At 67.9% G+C, this 15206-nt stretch carries 14 protein-coding genes; 11 read left to right on the plus strand and 3 right to left on the minus strand.

Translation table 11 applies throughout. The features are described from left to right. Positions 1–71: 71 nt before the first annotated feature. Together RPB_RS02940 and RPB_RS02945 are read right to left on the minus strand one after the other, a co-directional pair. Positions 72–1565 carry an NAD-dependent succinate-semialdehyde dehydrogenase gene (locus RPB_RS02940; RefSeq protein WP_011439478.1) on the minus strand — a complete coding sequence of 498 codons (1494 nt, stop codon included), beginning with the start codon at positions 1563–1565 and terminating at the stop codon, positions 72–74. A 158-nt stretch (positions 1566–1723) separates the two neighbouring features. Beyond that, positions 1724–2050, minus strand: a complete 327-nt coding sequence (locus RPB_RS02945; protein ID WP_011439479.1) for a hypothetical protein — start codon at positions 2048–2050, stop codon at positions 1724–1726. 332 nt (positions 2051–2382) lie between these two features. Here RPB_RS02945 and RPB_RS02950 point away from each other — a divergent pair, with 332 nt between their 5' ends. Then, positions 2383–3570, plus strand: coding sequence for a serine hydrolase domain-containing protein (locus RPB_RS02950; protein ID WP_011439480.1), 1188 nt, complete (start codon positions 2383–2385; stop codon positions 3568–3570). Between the two features lie 118 nt (positions 3571–3688). After that, positions 3689–5395, plus strand: coding sequence for an AMP-binding protein (locus tag RPB_RS02955; protein WP_283804836.1), 1707 nt, complete (start codon positions 3689–3691; stop codon positions 5393–5395). Positions 5396–5646: 251 nt separating this feature from the next. Here the strand turns inward: RPB_RS02955 and RPB_RS02960 are convergent, their stop codons facing one another. Next, entirely contained in the window at positions 5647–6648 is a 1002-nt protein-coding gene (locus RPB_RS02960) for an adenosine kinase (RefSeq protein ID WP_011439482.1), read from the minus strand. Between the two features lie 241 nt (positions 6649–6889). Here RPB_RS02960 and murJ point away from each other — a divergent pair, with 241 nt between their 5' ends. The 9 genes from murJ (at position 6890) to miaB (ending at position 15206) form a co-directional block, all read left to right on the plus strand. Further along, a complete protein-coding gene (murJ, locus tag RPB_RS02965; protein WP_011439483.1) occupies positions 6890–8446 on the plus strand; it encodes a murein biosynthesis integral membrane protein MurJ in 1557 nt (518 codons plus the stop codon). Positions 8447–8499: 53 nt separating this feature from the next. After that, entirely contained in the window at positions 8500–9552 is a 1053-nt protein-coding gene (gene trpS / locus RPB_RS02970; protein WP_011439484.1) for a tryptophan--tRNA ligase, read from the plus strand. A gap of 231 nt (positions 9553–9783) precedes the next feature. Continuing rightward, positions 9784–10278, plus strand: a complete 495-nt coding sequence (locus RPB_RS02975; protein WP_011439485.1) for a universal stress protein — start codon at positions 9784–9786, stop codon at positions 10276–10278. Positions 10279–10425: 147 nt separating this feature from the next. Further along, positions 10426–10992, plus strand: coding sequence for a NifU family protein (locus RPB_RS02980; protein WP_011439486.1), 567 nt, complete (start codon positions 10426–10428; stop codon positions 10990–10992). A 150-nt stretch (positions 10993–11142) separates the two neighbouring features. Next, on the plus strand, positions 11143–11835 hold the full coding sequence (gene tsaB, locus RPB_RS02985) for a tRNA (adenosine(37)-N6)-threonylcarbamoyltransferase complex dimerization subunit type 1 TsaB (RefSeq protein WP_011439487.1): 693 nt from the start codon (positions 11143–11145) through the stop codon (positions 11833–11835). A 10-nt stretch (positions 11836–11845) separates the two neighbouring features. Continuing rightward, positions 11846–12331 carry a ribosomal protein S18-alanine N-acetyltransferase gene (gene rimI / locus RPB_RS02990; RefSeq protein WP_011439488.1) on the plus strand — a complete coding sequence of 162 codons (486 nt, stop codon included), beginning with the start codon at positions 11846–11848 and terminating at the stop codon, positions 12329–12331. Positions 12332–12401: 70 nt separating this feature from the next. Further along, a complete protein-coding gene (locus RPB_RS02995; protein ID WP_433993726.1) occupies positions 12402–12839 on the plus strand; it encodes a Fur family transcriptional regulator in 438 nt (145 codons plus the stop codon). Between the two features lie 210 nt (positions 12840–13049). Continuing rightward, the gene (locus RPB_RS03000) at positions 13050–13703 is read left to right on the plus strand and encodes an HAD family hydrolase (RefSeq protein ID WP_011439490.1); all 654 of its coding nucleotides are present in this window, start codon (positions 13050–13052) and stop codon (positions 13701–13703) included. 96 nt (positions 13704–13799) lie between these two features. After that, complete coding sequence (miaB, locus tag RPB_RS03005; protein WP_011439491.1) at positions 13800–15206, plus strand: tRNA (N6-isopentenyl adenosine(37)-C2)-methylthiotransferase MiaB; 1407 nt, start codon at positions 13800–13802, stop codon at positions 15204–15206.

The raw sequence follows: 15206 nt of genomic DNA on the forward strand, positions 1-15206 counted from the left end.
CAAGGGCGCGCACCTCAGGATGACGGCGGAGCAAGTGGCTCAGGATGACGGCGGAGCGAGTGTTAGTTCGCTCAGATCCCCGCCATCATCACGTATTTGATCTCGACATATTCGTCCATGCCGTGATGCGAGCCTTCGCGGCCCAGCCCCGATTCCTTGACGCCGCCGAAGGGCGCGACTTCGGTGGTGATCAGGCCGGAATTGACGCCGACCATGCCCGACTCCAGCGCCTCGGCGACGCGCCAGACCCGGCCGAGATCGCGGGCGTAGAAGTAACTGGCGAGGCCGAACGGCGAGGCGTTGGCGAGCTTGATCACTTCGGCTTCGTCCTTGAAGCGGAACACCGGGGCCAGCGGGCCGAACGTCTCCTCATGGGCGACCAGCGCGTCGGGGCGCACATCGGCCAGCACGGTGGGCTCGAAGAAGGTGCCGCCGAGCGCGTGGCGCTTGCCGCCGGTGATCACCTTCGCGCCGTTCGACACCGCATCGGCGATGTGCTTCTCGGTCTTCTCGACCGCGGCTTCGTTGATCAGCGGGCCCTGGGTGACGCCCGGCTCGGTGCCGTCGCCGACCGTCATCGCCTTGACCTTGGCGGCGAGCTTCTCGACGAAGGCATCGTAGACGCCGTCCTGCACATAGAGCCGGTTGGCGCAGACGCAGGTCTGGCCCATGTTGCGATATTTCGACACCATCGCGCCGTCGACCGCGGCGTCGATGTCGGCATCGTCGAACACGATGAACGGAGCGTTACCGCCGAGCTCCAGACCGAGCTTCTTCACGCCCACGGCGGACTGCCGGTACAGGATCTTGCCGACTTCGGTGGAGCCGGTGAAGCCGACGAAGCGCACCGCCGGATGTTCGCAGAACACTTGGCCGATCGGCGGCGCGTCGCCGGTGACGATGTTGAACACGCCTTTCGGCACGCCGGCCTTCTCGGCCAGCACCGCCAGCGCCAGCGCCGAGAACGGCGTCTCTTCGGCCGGCTTCAGCACCACGGTGCAGCCCGCGGCCAGCGCCGGCGACACCTTGCGGGTGATCATCGAGTTCGGAAAATTCCACGGCGTGATCGCCGCGCAGACGCCGATCGGCTGCTTGATGGCGATCAGCCGGGCATCGGCGCGCTGCGTCGGAATGGTTTCGCCATAGACCCGTCGGGCTTCCTCGGCGAAGAACTCCACATAGGCGGCGCCGATATCGACCTCGCCGAGCGCTTCGGTCAGCGGCTTGCCCTGTTCGGAGGTAAGGATCAGCGCCAGATCCTCGCGGTTGGCGACGATCAGCTCGAACCATTTGCGCATGATGTTGGAGCGCTGCTTGGCGGTCAGCTTGGCCCAGGCCGGAAACGCCCGCTCGGCGGCCTCGACCGCGGCGGTCGCCCCGGCGGCGCCCAGATCCGGGATCTTGCCGAGTTCCTGGCGATTCGCCGGATTGGTCACGGCGATCTCCGCCGTCCCGGTCCAGGCGCCGTCGATGAAGCACTGTTCGCGCAGCAGCGACGGATCTTTCAGGCGGTCGCGCAGCGACGAGGCGGCATCGGACGGGCGGGCGGCGGCAGTTGGGGACATCGGTCTTCCTCGAAATTTGGCGTCGGCGCGCGGGAGCCTGCGAGCGAAGCGGGACCCGGCCTGTGAGGAAGTATAGAAGCATCTCGCGCGGTTGGCACGGACCCGGCGTCATTGCAGCACTGCGGCGGCACGGTTCGCGCCGCCATGCGAAGAAGGCTTCAGGCGGCGCGGCTGAACCAGGTCTCGCGCCGGTTGATCATATGCTCTGCGGCGAGCCGGGCGTCGGCGCGGGTGGCGGTGGCGCAGACGCGATATTCGAGATCGGGCATCGGCACCGGGCTGCGGCGGCCGAACCAGCCTCCCAGCCATGTCGGCTGCACCTGCAGCTGGCCGAGCGCCACCGCGAGATTGTCGGCAGCGGCGAAGCCGAACAGCGATCCGTCGTCGGCATTGCGGATCTCGTAAACGCCGGGGCTGACCGGCGCTTCGATATTGCCCCGGCCGTCTCGCGGATAGCGCTTCCACGCGCTCCAGGTTGGGATCATCGAACTCTCCGAGACTGCGTGGGCTGCGACTGCGTGGGCTGCGACTGCAGGCCGCCACTGCATGGCTGCGTTGCATGTAGGATTGGACGCTGAAGCTGGCTGCGAGGTTCAACCAACTGCGGCTGCAATATGAACGTCGAGGCGTCCCGATCGTTCCTCCGCCGCCGAACGGTCACAACATCGTCGGGCCGCGGACTGGTCTGCTGCGCTACCGCAGGCCGTCGCGGGTCACGACTGCGCGACGATGTCGCCCGGCCGATCTGTCGCCTTGCCTGTTGCGATTTTGGACGGAACAATGCGCCGGTTCAAAAAAGCAACATCGGGAGGACGACATGCAAGGCGGAGCGAACATCGATCAGTCGCTGCAACAGAGGTGCGAGCGCGGGGAGATCCCCGGCGTGGTCGCGCTCGCGGGCAGCGCGAATGAAGTGATCTATCAGGGCGCGTTCGGCAAACGCGACTTGTCGAAACCCCAGCCGATGACCACGGACAGCGTGTTCTGGATCGCCTCGATGACCAAGGCGATCACCGCCGCGGCGGCGATGCAGCTGGTCGAGCAGGGCCGGCTGTCGCTCGACGAGCCGATCGGCAAGGTGCTGCCCGATCTCGCCGCGCCGCTGGTGCTGGACGGCTTCGACGCCGACGGCACGCCGCGGACGCGGCCGGCGAAGACGGCGATCACGCTGCGGCAGCTGCTCACCCACACCGCCGGCTTCTGCTACGACATGTGGAACGCCGACATGGTGAAGTACATGGAGCGCCACGGCATCCCCGGCGTCATCGGCTGCCAGAACGCGGCGCTGAAGACGCCGCTCGCCTCCGACCCCGGCACCCGCTGGGAATACGGCCTCAATATCGACTTCGCCGGCAAGGCGGTCGAGGCGGTGAGCGGCATCAAGCTCGACGCGTATTTGCGCGACCACATTTTCGCGCCGCTCGGCATGACCGACACCGGCTTCAAGATCGGCGATGCCCAGCGCCAGCGGCTGGTCGCGGTGCACGCCCGCGGCGAGGACGGCTCGCTGTCGCCGATTCCGTTCGAGGTCGCGCAGGAGCCGGAATTCCACATGGGTGGCGGCGGACTCTACGGCACCGCGGCGGACTATCTGAAATTCACCCAGATGATCCTCAACAAGGGCCGCGCCGGCGGCCATCAGGTGCTGAAGCCTGAAACCGTGGCGCTGATGAGCCAGAACCACATCGGCGATCTCAACGTCACCAAGCTGAATTCGGCGATCCCCTTCGCCACCAACGACGTCGATCTGTATCCCGGCATGGACAAGAAGTGGGGGCTGAGCTTCCTGATCAACACCGAGACCACGCCGGAAGGCCGCAGCGCCGGCAGCCTCGCCTGGGCCGGCCTCGCCAATACGTACTACTGGATCGATCCGGCGCGCGACGTCTGCGGCGTGATCCTGATGCAGGTGCTGCCGTTCGGGGACGGCAAATGCCTCGACGCCTTCGCCGGCTTCGAGCGCGGCGTGTATCAGGGACTGGGCGCCGGCCAGAAGGCGGCCTGACGCAGGTCGCCGGCTGCCGGCGGGGCTCGACAAGTCCCGTCGGCGGCGCGATCATCGATCCGAACCATAAAAACAAGCTGGCCGATCAGGCCCGGTGCACGGCGAGGAAACCAAGGACGTGATCGACAAAGCTCCCGATAAAGCTCCCAGCTATGTCTGCGGCGTCTCCGACGCGCCGCTGCTCGGCATCACCATCGGGCAGGCGCTGGATCTGGCGGCGCAGCGTTGGCCGGACCGCGAGGCGCTGGTGTCGCCGAGCCACGACGTGCGCTGGAGCTGGCGCGAGTTCGCGCAACGCGTCGATGCGCTGGCGGCGGGCTTCCTGGCGCTCGGGCTGGAGCGCGGCGCGCGCATCGGCGTGTGGTCGATGAACCGGCCGGAATGGACGCTGACGCAATTCGCCGCCGCCAAGGCCGGCATGATCCTCGTCACCATCAATCCGGCCTATCGGCTGAGCGAGCTCGAATTCGCCCTCGCCAAGGTCGGCTGCGCCGCCTTGGTCACCGCCACCGCGTTCAAGACCTCGGCCTATATGGAGATGCTGAATACGCTGATCCCGGAGCTTGCGAAATCGCAGCCCGGCGCGCTGCAGTCGGCCAGGCTGCCGCAGTTGCGCGCGGTGATCCAGATCGGCGGCCCGAAATGCCCGGGCACGCTCGCCTTCGACGAGGTCGCCACGATGGGCGGCGACCGGCATCGCCAGGCGATCGCGCAGCTCGCCGCCGAATTGCAGTTCGACGACGCCGTCAACATCCAGTTCACCAGCGGCACCACCGGCTCGCCCAAGGGCGTGACGCTGACGCATCACAACATCCTCAATAATGGTTACTTCGTCGGCCGCGCCATGAAGCTGACCGAGCAGGACCGGATTTGCATTCCGGTGCCGCTGTATCATTGCTTCGGCATGGTGATGGGCAATCTCGCCTCGGTCACCTGTGGCGCCGCCATGGTGTATCCCGGCGAGGGTTTTGACCCGCTGGCGACGCTGCAGACCGCGTCGTCGGAGAAATGCACCGCGCTGTACGGCGTGCCGACGATGTTCATCGCCGAACTCGATCATCCGGACTTCGCCAGCTTCGATCTGTCGTCGCTGCGCACCGGCATCATGGCGGGCGCGCCGTGCCCGGTCGAAGTGATGCGCCGCGTCAACGACCAGATGAACATGCGCGAGGTGACGATCGCCTACGGCATGACCGAGACCAGCCCGGTCAGTTTCCAGAGCGCGGTCGACGATCCGGAGGAACGTCGCGTCTCCACCGTCGGCCGCATCCATCCGCATGTCGAGGTCAAGGTGGTCGATCTCGAAGGCCGCATCGTGCCGCGCGGGGTGCGCGGCGAACTCTGCACCCGCGGCTACAGCATCATGCTCGGCTATTGGGACGAGGCGGAGAAGACCGCCGACGTGCTCGACGCCGCCGGCTGGATGCACACCGGCGATCTCGCGGTGATCGACGACGAAGGCTTCTGCAACATCGTCGGCCGCATCAAGGACATGGTGATCCGCGGCGGCGAGAATCTGTATCCGCGCGAGATCGAGGAATTCCTGTATCGCCATCCCAAGATCCAGGACGTGCAGATCTTCGGCGTCGCCGACAGTCGCTACGGCGAGGAGCTGTGCGCCTGGGTCCGCGTCCGTCCCGGCGAGACGCTGACCGCCGACGACATCCGCGGCTTCTGCCAGGGCCAGATCGCCCACAACAAGATCCCGCGCTACGTCGAATTCGTCGACGAATTCCCGATGACCGTCACCGGCAAGATCCAGAAATTCGTGATGCGCGAGAAGGTCGAGGCCAAGCTCGGACTGAAGGCGGCGAAGACGGCGTGACCGATCGATGCGATGGCGGCACGGCCGGCAATTCCGCGGACCGAGTCCCGGGACCGTCGAACAGCTTTGTTGGCGGAGTAACTCTCAACGCGCACGGCCTGCTCCCTCGCCCCGCTCTTGCGGGGAGAGGGGTGGGGTGAGGGGCGCCACGAGCACTGAGTCTCGGCTGCGTTGAAACGCCCCCTCACCCGGATCAGCGCTACGCGCCGATCCGACCTCTCCCCGCGCGCGGGGAGAGGTCATCGTGCGGCTTACACCGGCAGCCCGTGCTGCTGCGCCAGCTCTTTCAGCGACACCAGCGGCCGGGCGCCGATGTGCTGGATCACTTCGGCGGCAGCCAGCGCGCCGAGCCGGCCGGCGTTCTCGTAGCCGGCGTCGCGCACCAGGCCGAACAGGAAGCCCGCGGCGAACAGGTCGCCGGCGCCGGTGGTGTCGACGAGCTGGTCGATTTGCGCCGCCGGCACCAGCGTCACGCTGTCGCCCTCGACCACCGCGCAGCCCTTCTCGCTGCGGGTGACCACGCCGAGCCCGACATCCTGCGCCAGCGCCTTCAGCGCGGTGTCGAAATCCGAGGTCTGGTACAGCGAATGCAGCTCCGACTCGTTGGCGAAGATCAGGTCGACGGTCTTGCTCCGCATCAGGTCGAGGAACTCGCCGCGATAGCGATCGACGCAGAACGCATCGGACAGCGTCAGCGCCACACGGCGGCCGGCGCCATGCGCGATGGTCGAGGCTTTCAGGAACGCCTCCTTGGCCTGCGGCGGATCCCACAGATAGCCTTCGAGATAAGTAATCGCCGCCGCCGCGACCTGCGCCTCGTCGATGTCGGAGGGGCGCAGATCCTGCGCCGCGCCGAGAAACGTGTTCATGGTGCGCTCGCCGTCCGGCGTCACCAGAATGTAGGAGCAGCCGGTGGCCGGTCCGTCCGCCGCGGGCCGGGTGTCGAATGCGACGCCGGCGGCGCGGATGTCGTGGGCGTACAGCTTGCCGATCTGGTCGTCCTTGATCTTGCCGACATAGGCGGTGCGCGCGCCGAAGCTCGCCAGCCCGACGATGGTGTTGGCGGCGGAGCCGCCGGAGATCTCGGTGGCCATCCCCATATCGGCGTAGATCGCCGCCGCGCCGGCCTCGTCGATCAGCGCCATGCCGCCTTTGGCCATGCCGTGGCGAAGCAGGAAGTCGTCCTCGGTGCGCACCAGCACGTCGAACAGCGCGTTGCCGATGGCGAGGACGTCGTATTGGGCTGAGCTCATCGAGAGGGGTTCCGTTGCGGCGAGGGGGAAATCGGACCGCGGTTGGGCGGCAGGGGCCGGTGCATCGCCGGCCGCGCGAAAGGCGCGCCGGCCTATCACGTTCCGCGGCGCTGCGGCAAGCGGAGGGGGTTCCCAAGGTCGTCATGCGCGGGTTCGGCCAACAGGGCCACCCCTTTACCAATCAGCCACTCAACCGAGCTCGACCCGGCCGTTGCGCCGGCAATCCGGCTATAAGGCCCGGATGATCCGTCCGATTCTCACCGTCTCCGCCGGCACGCTGACGTCCCGCCTGCTCGGATTCGTGCGCGACGCGCTGGTCGCGGCGCTGCTCGGCGCCGGCGCGGTGGCGGACGCGTTTCTGCTGGCGTTCCAGCTCGTCAATGTGGCGCGGCGGCTGCTGACCGAAGGCGCGCTGAATGCGGCGCTGGTGCCGGCGTGGCTGCGGGTCCGCGAGCACAACGGCCCGGTCGCCGCCGCCGCCTTCGCCGGCCGGCTGCTCGGCACCGTGGCGCTGGCGACGCTCGTGCTGGCGCTGCTGCTCGGCGTGTTCATGCCGCTGTTGATCGCGCTCTTGGCGCCGGGCTTTCTCGGCCATCCGACGCTCGCGATGGCGGTGCGCGATGCCCGGCTGATGCTGCCTTATCTGGCCTTCGCCGGCCCGGTCGCGGTGATGATGGGGCTGTTCAACGCGAACGGCAAAGTCGGCCTCACCGCGTTCTCGCCGCTGCTGTTCAACATCTTGCTGATCACCGTCACCGGCGCGCTGTTGCTGTGGCACGCCGACGAGACCCGCGCCGCGCTGATCCTGTCCGCCACCGTCGGCATCGCCGGGCTGCTGCAACTCGGCATCCTCGTGTTCAACGGCCGCGGCGAGCGCCTGGCGACGCCGCTGCGGGTGTCGTTCGACACCGCGACGCGCGCCTTCTTCGCCAAGGCGATCCCCGGCATGATCGCCAATTCCGGGCCGCAATTGCTGATCGTGATCGGCGCGGTCGTGGCGTCGGGGATGCCTTCCGCGGTGTCGTGGCTGTATTTCGCCAACCGGCTGATCGAGCTGCCGCTCGGCATCGTCGGCGTGGCGATGGGCGCGGTGCTGGTGCCGGAACTGGCGCGCGCGGTGCGCGGCGACGACCGTGCCGCCTTGTCGGACGCCGCCTCGCGCGGGCTGGAGCTCGCGCTCGGCGTGGCGTTGCCGGCGACGCTGGGGCTGATCGTGCTGAGCGGGCCGATCGTGCGGGTACTGTTCGAGCACGGCGCGTTCGGCGCCGCCGACACCGCCGCGACCGCGCAGGCGCTGGCTCTGCTGGCGCTCGGGCTGCCGGCGCAGGTGCTGGCGAAGAACTGGTCGGCGGCGTTCTTCGCCCGCGAGGACACGCGCACGCCGCTGCTCGCCACGCTGCTCGCTTTGGCCGTGGCGCTCGCCGCCGCGCTGCTGCTCGGGCGGCTATTCGGCGCCGCCGGCGTCGCCGTCGCGATCGCGCTCGGCGCCTGGAGCAACGCAGCCCTGCTGCTGGGACGCGGCCTGAGCCGCTTCGGCGTTACGGTCGATCCGGTGGCGCGGCGCCGCGTCGCGCTGATCGTGCTCGCGGCCGGCGTGATGGGCGGGCTGCTGGCGCTGAAGGCGGCCTTCGTGCTGCCGCTGGTCGCGCAGGCCTCGACGCTGGTGCAGGCGGCGGTGCTCGGCGTCCTGATCGCCGGCGCTCTGATCATCTACGCCGCGCTGCTGATGCTGTTCGGCGTGGTGCGCCCCGCAGCGGCGCTCGGGGCGCTGCGGCGGCCGCGCGGCTTGCGCGGCTAGCGCGCTTGTGCCACTTCACGGCGCCTTTCCCAGTACGCGCAGGAATACGACCAATGGCCATCACGCAGCGGGTTTTCTCCGGGGTCCAGCCGACCGGCAATCTGCATCTCGGCAACTACCTCGGCGCGATCGTGAATTTCGTGAAGCTGCAGGAGACTCACAACTGCATCTATTGCGTGGTCGATCTGCACGCCATCACCGTGCCGGTGACGGTCTGGGGCGGCCCGGACGAATTGCGTCGCAACACCCGCGAGGTCACCGCGGCGTTCATCGCCGCCGGCATCGATCCGCAGAAGCACATCATCTTCAACCAGAGCCAAGTCGCCGAACACGCCGAACTCGCCTGGGTGTTCAATTGCGTCGCCCGGCTCGGCTGGCTCAACCGCATGACCCAGTTCAAGGAGAAGGCCGGCAAGGACCGCGAGAACGCCTCGATTGGACTATATGATTATCCGGTGCTGATGGCGTCCGACATTCTGGTCTACCGCGCCACCCATGTGCCGGTCGGCGAGGACCAGAAGCAGCATCTGGAACTGACCCGCGACATCGCCCAGAAGTTCAACAACGACTTCTCCGCCTCGATCGCCGCGCAGGGCCTCGGCGACGCTTACTTCCCGCTGCCCGAGCCGGTGATCACCGGGCCTGCGACCCGGGTGATGAGCCTGCGCGACGGCACCAAGAAGATGTCGAAATCGGATCCGTCGGACTACTCGCGCATCAACCTCACCGACGACGCCGACGCGATCGCGCAGAAGATCCGCAAGGCCAAGACCGATCCGGAGCCGCTGCCGACCGAGGAGAAGGGGCTGGAGCCGCGCCCGGAGGCCGACAATCTGGTCGGCATCTTTGCGGCGCTGGCCGGCAAGCCGAAGGCCCAGGTGCTGAGCGAATTCGGCGGCGGGCAGTTCTCCGCATTCAAGTCGAATCTGGTCGATCTCGCGGTCGAGAAATTGTCGCCGATCGCCGGCGAGATGAAGCGGCTGTCGGCCGACCACGGCTATGTCGATTCGGTGCTGGCATCGGGCAGCGACCGCGCCCGCGTGATCGCCGCCGAAACCATGACGGCGGTCAAGGACATCATGGGCATGGTGCGGAAGAAGGGCTGAGCTGTTCTTTCGCCGCCCGCTACGCCCTCTCCGTCATCCTGAGGTGCGCGCCCTTGCGCGCCTCGAAGGATGGCCGCAGGCACCTCGCGCGCAGCCGCATCCTTCGAGGCTCGCTGCGCTCGCGCCTCAGGATGACGGCGTCGGGAAAGCGTCACCCGCTTGTCCGCCACCGCGCTGCCGTGGCAGCATGGCGGGGTTTGGGCGGGCGCGCGCCTGGGATCGGGGACAACCATGAGCAGCCAGCGACGCAGCTACGAATCCGGCCACAAGCCGAAATGCCTCGTCGTGGTCGACGATACCGCCGAGTGGGATCGCGCGGTGTATTACGCCAGCCGCTGGGCGGTGCGGGTCGGCGGCGGCGTGGTGATGCTGCGAGTGATCGAGATTCCCGACCAGAACCAGCAATGGCTCGGCGTCGCCGATGTGATGCGCGCCGAGGCGATCGACATCGCCGAACAGGCGCTCGACCGCGCCTCCGGCCGCGCCAATGGCGTCGCCGGCATCACCCCGGAGCGGGTGATCCGCGAGGGCGACACCATCGCCCAGATCCGCAAGGCGATCGAGGCCGACGTCGACATCACCACGCTGGTGCTGGCGGCGAGCGACGGCCCGGACGGCCCGGGCCCGATCGTCACCGCGATGGTGCGCCATCTCGGCTCGTTCCCGGTTCCCGTCGTGGTGGTGGCGTCGAGCCTGACCGACGACGACATCGACGCGCTGACCTGATCGCGGTCACCCGATCGAAAAGTTGAATGCTTTCAAGCCACAATCGCCTTCCATTGCGGTCTGCCGGCTTGATCGTGCGTTCCGCGACGCCATCTGCTAGACACACCCTCACGCACCGGCCTTGAACCGGCGACGACGGAGATCCCCATGTTCATTCAGACCGAACCCACGCCGAATCCCGCCACCCTGAAATTCATCCCCGGCCGCGTCGTGCTCGACAGCGGCACGATGGAATTCACCGACCGCAGCCAGGCGGCGCGCTCGCCGCTGGCGGAGCGGCTGTTCGACGTCGATGGCGTCAGCGGCGTGTTCTACGGCTCGGATTTCGTCACCGTCACCAAGGACGGCGGCGACTGGCAGCACCTCAAGCCGGCGATTCTCGGCGCGATCATGGAGCACTACATGTCCGGCGCGCCGATCCTGGCCGACGGCAAGACGGATGGCGACGCCGGCGACGAGGACGACGAGTTCTTCGCCGAGCGCGACGCCGAGACCGTCGAGATCATCAAGGACCTGATCGAGACGCGGGTGCGCCCGGCGGTCGCCAATGACGGCGGCGACATCACCTTCCGCGGCTTCAAGGACGGCATCGTCTATCTCGCCATGAAGGGCGCCTGCTCCGGCTGCCCGTCCTCGACCGCGACGCTGCAGCACGGCATCCAGAACCTGCTGAAGCACTTCGTGCCGGAAGTGGTCGAAGTCCGCCCGGTCTGAGCGGCGCGCCCGCGCGCCATCCCGTATCCGAACGCCGTCCGGCGCGACGCGACATGCTGCGTCGCGCCATGCGTGGCTTGTCAGCGAATCTCTGTCGATCGTGTCCGTCGGGGCATGACGCGCCCGCTGCATTGCTGATATGCTTGCCGGATGTTGATCCTCGCCATCGATACCGCGCTCGACGCCTGCGCCGCAGCGGTGCTGGACACCGGCGCGAACCGGCTGCTCGCCGGGGAATCGCAGTCGATGCAGCGCGGCCATGCCGAGGCGCTGATGCCGCTGCTCGGCCGCGTGATGCAATCCTCCGGCATCGGCTTCGCCGATCTCGACCGCATCGCAGTGACGACCGGACCTGGTAGTTTCACCGGGTTGCGGGTCGGGCTGTCCGCCGCGCGCGGCATCGCGCTCGCCGCCGACAAGCCGATCGTCGGCCTCACCACGCTGTCCGCCTTCGCCGCGCCGCTGGTCAGCGAGCGCGACGACACCCCGATCCTGTCGGCGATCGATGCGCGGCACGATCAGGTCTATTATCAGCTCGTCAGCGGCAACGGCACGCGTCTGGTGTCGCCGCGGGTCGGCCCGATCGGCGAGGCGCTGGAGACGGCGCGCCACGGCGCGCCGCGGCTGGTCGGCAATGCGGCGGGCCTGCTCGCCGCGCGCTGGCCGGCGCTCACCCCGCCGGCGCCGTTGATCGATCCGCAGCCCGCGCCCGACATCTTCTGGGTCGCCTGGCTCGGCGCCGCCGCCACGCCCGAGGCCGCGCCGGCGCGGCCGTTCTATCTGCGCGCGCCGGACGCGAGGCCTCAGGCCGATGCGCTGGCGCGGGCGCAGCCCGCTGCATGACGCGGCCCGCATGAGGACATGGCTGGCCGAATTCTGGGGTTACGCCGACGCGGTGGTCGAGCCTGCGACGCTGCGCGACAGTCCGAAACTGGCGCAGCTGCACGCCGCGTCGTTCCATTCGGGCTGGAGCGAAGAGGAATTCGCCGACCTTTTGAGCCAGCGCAACACACTGGTGCACCGATTGCGTATGGGACGTCGGATCATCGGGTTCATCGCCTCGCGATTCGGGGCCGACGAAGCCGAAATCCTGTCGATCGCCGTGGCTTCCGGTTACCGGGGGCGCGGGTTGTCACGGGAACTGCTGCTGACGCATCTCGGTCATCTCGCCGGCCACGGTGTCGCCAAAGTGTTTCTGGAGGTCGAAGAGAACAACCAGCCGGCGCGGCGTTTGTACCAGCGCGCCGGTTTCGAGATCGTCGGTCGGCGCGAGCGTTACTACCGGCAGCCCGACGGCCAACAATTGAACGCATTGATAATGCGTCGCGACTTGTCCTAGTTTTCGCGCGATGGCACAAGTGCTCGTCGCTCCATCCCATTCAAACGATGCGTTGACGCCGATGTCCGATATGAAGGCCACTGATATGAAGGCCACCGAAATCGAAGCCCGCTGTGCCGCCACCGGCATGCGCATGACGGAGCAGCGTCGCGTGATCGCGCGGGTGCTCGCCGAGGCGGTCGACCATCCCGACGTCGAGGAGCTGTACACCCGCTGCGTCGCCGTCGACGACAAGATCTCGATCTCGACCGTGTACCGCACCGTCAAGCTGTTCGAGGACGCCGGCATCATCGAGCGGCACGATTTCCGCGAGGGCCGCGCCCGCTACGAGCAGATGCGCGACAGCCATCATGATCATCTGATCAATCTGCGCGACGGCAAGGTGATCGAGTTCACCAACGAGGAGATCGAACTGCTACAGGCCGAGATCGCCCGCAAGCTCGGCTACAAGCTGGTCGATCACCGGCTCGAGCTGTATTGCGTCCCGCTCGACGACGACAAGGCCTGAGCTGCGAGCACGGCGCGCCGGCGCGTTGCCATCGAGGCGCGAAGTCGGCTATTGACCTCTGTCTCCGTCATGGCCGGGCATAGCCGTTGAAGAACGGCGTCGTTCAACTCGCCTGTGCCCGGCCATCCACGTCTTTGGCGTGGCCAACTCAGCAAGACGTGGATGCCCGGGACGAGCCCGGGCATGACGCGTAGAAGCGAAAGTAGTTGATTGAGCTGCGACCTCGTCATCTTCGATTGCGACGGCGTGCTGGTCGACAGCGAAGTGATTTCCTGCCGCGTCCATGCCGAAACGCTGACCCGTCACGGCTATCCGATCACCACCGAACAGGTCGCCGAGCGCTTCCTCGGCCGCTCCGGCCGCGAGGCGCGGCGTGAGATCGAGGCCGAGCTCGGCCGCGCCTTCGACGACGCGCTCGAGGCGCAACTGGTCGCCGATGTGCTGCGCAGCTTCGCCGAAAGCCTCGAACCGATCCCCCACATCAACGAGGCGCTCGGCGCGCTCGCGCAGCCGGTCTGCGTCGCCTCCAGCGGCACGCTGGAGCGCATCGCCTTCGCGCTGACCCGCACCGGCCTGCACGCGCGCTTCGCGCCGCATCTGTTCTCCGCCGAGCAGGTCGAGAGCGGCAAGCCGGCGCCCGACCTGTTTCTGCATGCGGCGCGGCAGATGGGCGTGGCGCCGGCGCGCTGCGTGGTGATCGAGGACAGCGTGCCGGGCATCCTCGGCGCGACGGCCGCCGGCATGACGGTGCTGGGCTTCGTCGGCGGCAGCCATTGCGGGCCCGGCATGGCGGCGCGGCTGACCGCCGCCGGGGCCGCGACGGTATTCGCAGATATGCGGCAACTTCCTGAATTAATTCGATAAAATCGGAAACCGGCGGGTCGGGGCGGGGCCGCCGGCTGGATTTTGCCGGCTTTGCGCTGTAAGGCAGGGCAGCTTCACCCTCGAAACCCGGATTCCATGGCCCCGCCGCGCAAGCTGCACATCAAGTCCTATGGCTGCCAGATGAACGTCTACGATGCCCAGCGCATGGTCGACGTGCTGGCGCCGGAAGGCTTCGTCGAGACCGCGAGCGTGGACGACGCCGATCTGGTGATCCTCAACACCTGCCACATCCGCGAAAAGGCCTCCGAGAAGGTGTTTTCCGAGCTCGGCCGGCTGCGGCTGGCGCGTGACGAGGCGTCGCGCGATGGCCGGCGGATGCAGATCGTCGTCGCCGGCTGCGTCGCCCAGGCCGAGGGCGACGAGATCGTCCGCCGCCAGCCCGCCGTCGATGTCGTGGTCGGCCCGCAGAGCTATCACCATCTGCCGCGCCTATTGGCGCAGGCGGCGCAGACCGGCCGGGCGCTGGAGACCGAGTTCCCGATCGCCGACAAATTCGGCTTCCTGCCGCAGCCGCAGCCCGAGGCGATCCGGGCGCGCGGCATCTCGGCTTTCGTCACCGTGCAGGAAGGCTGCGACAAGTTCTGCACCTTCTGCGTGGTGCCTTATACCCGCGGCGCCGAGGTCTCGCGCCCGGTGGCGGCGATCCTCGCCGACGTCGAACGGCTCGCCGACCACGGCGTCCGCGAGCTCACCCTGATCGGCCAGAACGTCAACGCCTATCACGGCGACGGGCCGGACGGCCGGCCCTGGACGCTCGGCCGCCTGCTGCAGCGGCTGGCCGCGGTTCCCGGCATCGTCCGGCTGCGCTATTCGACCAGCCATCCCAACGACGTCGACGACGACCTGATCGCGGCGCATCGCGACCTCGACGCGCTGATGCCGTTCGTGCATCTGCCGGTGCAGTCGGGCTCGGACCGGATTCTGGCGGCGATGAACCGCAAGCATACGGCTGCGGATTATCGCCGGGTGATCGACCGGTTCCGCGCGGTGCGGCCGGAGATCGCGTTTTCGTCGGATTTCATCGTCGGATTCCCCGGCGAGACCGATGCCGATTTCGAAGCGACGCTCGCACTGGTCACACAAATCGGCTACGCTGGTGCGTATTCGTTCAAATATTCGCCGCGGCCCGGCACGCCCGCGGCGGAGATGCCGGAGATGGTGCCCGCAGCGGTGATGGACGAACGTTTGGAGCGGCTTCAGCAAGTGATCGACGCTCAGCAATCGGCCTTCAACAGGGCCGCGATCGGCCGGACCGTCGACGTGCTGTTCGAGCGCGCCGGGCGCAAGCCGGGCCAGATCGTCGGCCGCACCGCCTATCTGCAGCCCGCCCACGTGTTCCCACCCGCCGGGATGGCGCCCGACAGTCTCGTCGGGCAGATCCTCCCGGTCCGGGTCGACAGCCTCGAGCGTTACAGCCTGCTCGGCGAACTGGCGGCCACGCCGCCGCGGCATGCTCGTCCTCTGGCCGCCACAGGAGCCTGA

Origin of the sequence: Rhodopseudomonas palustris HaA2 (assembly GCF_000013365.1) — a bacterium.
Taxonomy (GTDB): Bacteria; Pseudomonadota; Alphaproteobacteria; order Rhizobiales; family Xanthobacteraceae; genus Rhodopseudomonas; species Rhodopseudomonas palustris_J.

Excerpts from the sequence above, each read along its gene's own strand:
- RPB_RS02940 (WP_011439478.1), bottom strand. The coding sequence starts at position 1,565 with ATGTCCCCAACTGCCGCCGCCCGCCCGTCCGATGCCGCCTCGTCGCTG.
- RPB_RS02945 (WP_011439479.1), bottom strand. The coding sequence starts at position 2,050 with ATGATCCCAACCTGGAGCGCGTGGAAGCGCTATCCGCGAGACGGCCGG.
- RPB_RS02950 (WP_011439480.1), top strand. The coding sequence starts at position 2,383 with ATGCAAGGCGGAGCGAACATCGATCAGTCGCTGCAACAGAGGTGCGAG.
- RPB_RS02960 (WP_011439482.1), bottom strand. The coding sequence starts at position 6,648 with ATGAGCTCAGCCCAATACGACGTCCTCGCCATCGGCAACGCGCTGTTC.
- murJ (WP_011439483.1), top strand. The coding sequence starts at position 6,890 with ATGATCCGTCCGATTCTCACCGTCTCCGCCGGCACGCTGACGTCCCGC.
- trpS (WP_011439484.1), top strand. The coding sequence starts at position 8,500 with ATGGCCATCACGCAGCGGGTTTTCTCCGGGGTCCAGCCGACCGGCAAT.
- RPB_RS02975 (WP_011439485.1), top strand. The coding sequence starts at position 9,784 with ATGAGCAGCCAGCGACGCAGCTACGAATCCGGCCACAAGCCGAAATGC.
- RPB_RS02980 (WP_011439486.1), top strand. The coding sequence starts at position 10,426 with ATGTTCATTCAGACCGAACCCACGCCGAATCCCGCCACCCTGAAATTC.
- tsaB (WP_011439487.1), top strand. The coding sequence starts at position 11,143 with ATGTTGATCCTCGCCATCGATACCGCGCTCGACGCCTGCGCCGCAGCG.
- rimI (WP_011439488.1), top strand. The coding sequence starts at position 11,846 with ATGAGGACATGGCTGGCCGAATTCTGGGGTTACGCCGACGCGGTGGTC.
- RPB_RS02995 (WP_433993726.1), top strand. The coding sequence starts at position 12,402 with ATGAAGGCCACTGATATGAAGGCCACCGAAATCGAAGCCCGCTGTGCC.
- miaB (WP_011439491.1), top strand. The coding sequence starts at position 13,800 with ATGGCCCCGCCGCGCAAGCTGCACATCAAGTCCTATGGCTGCCAGATG.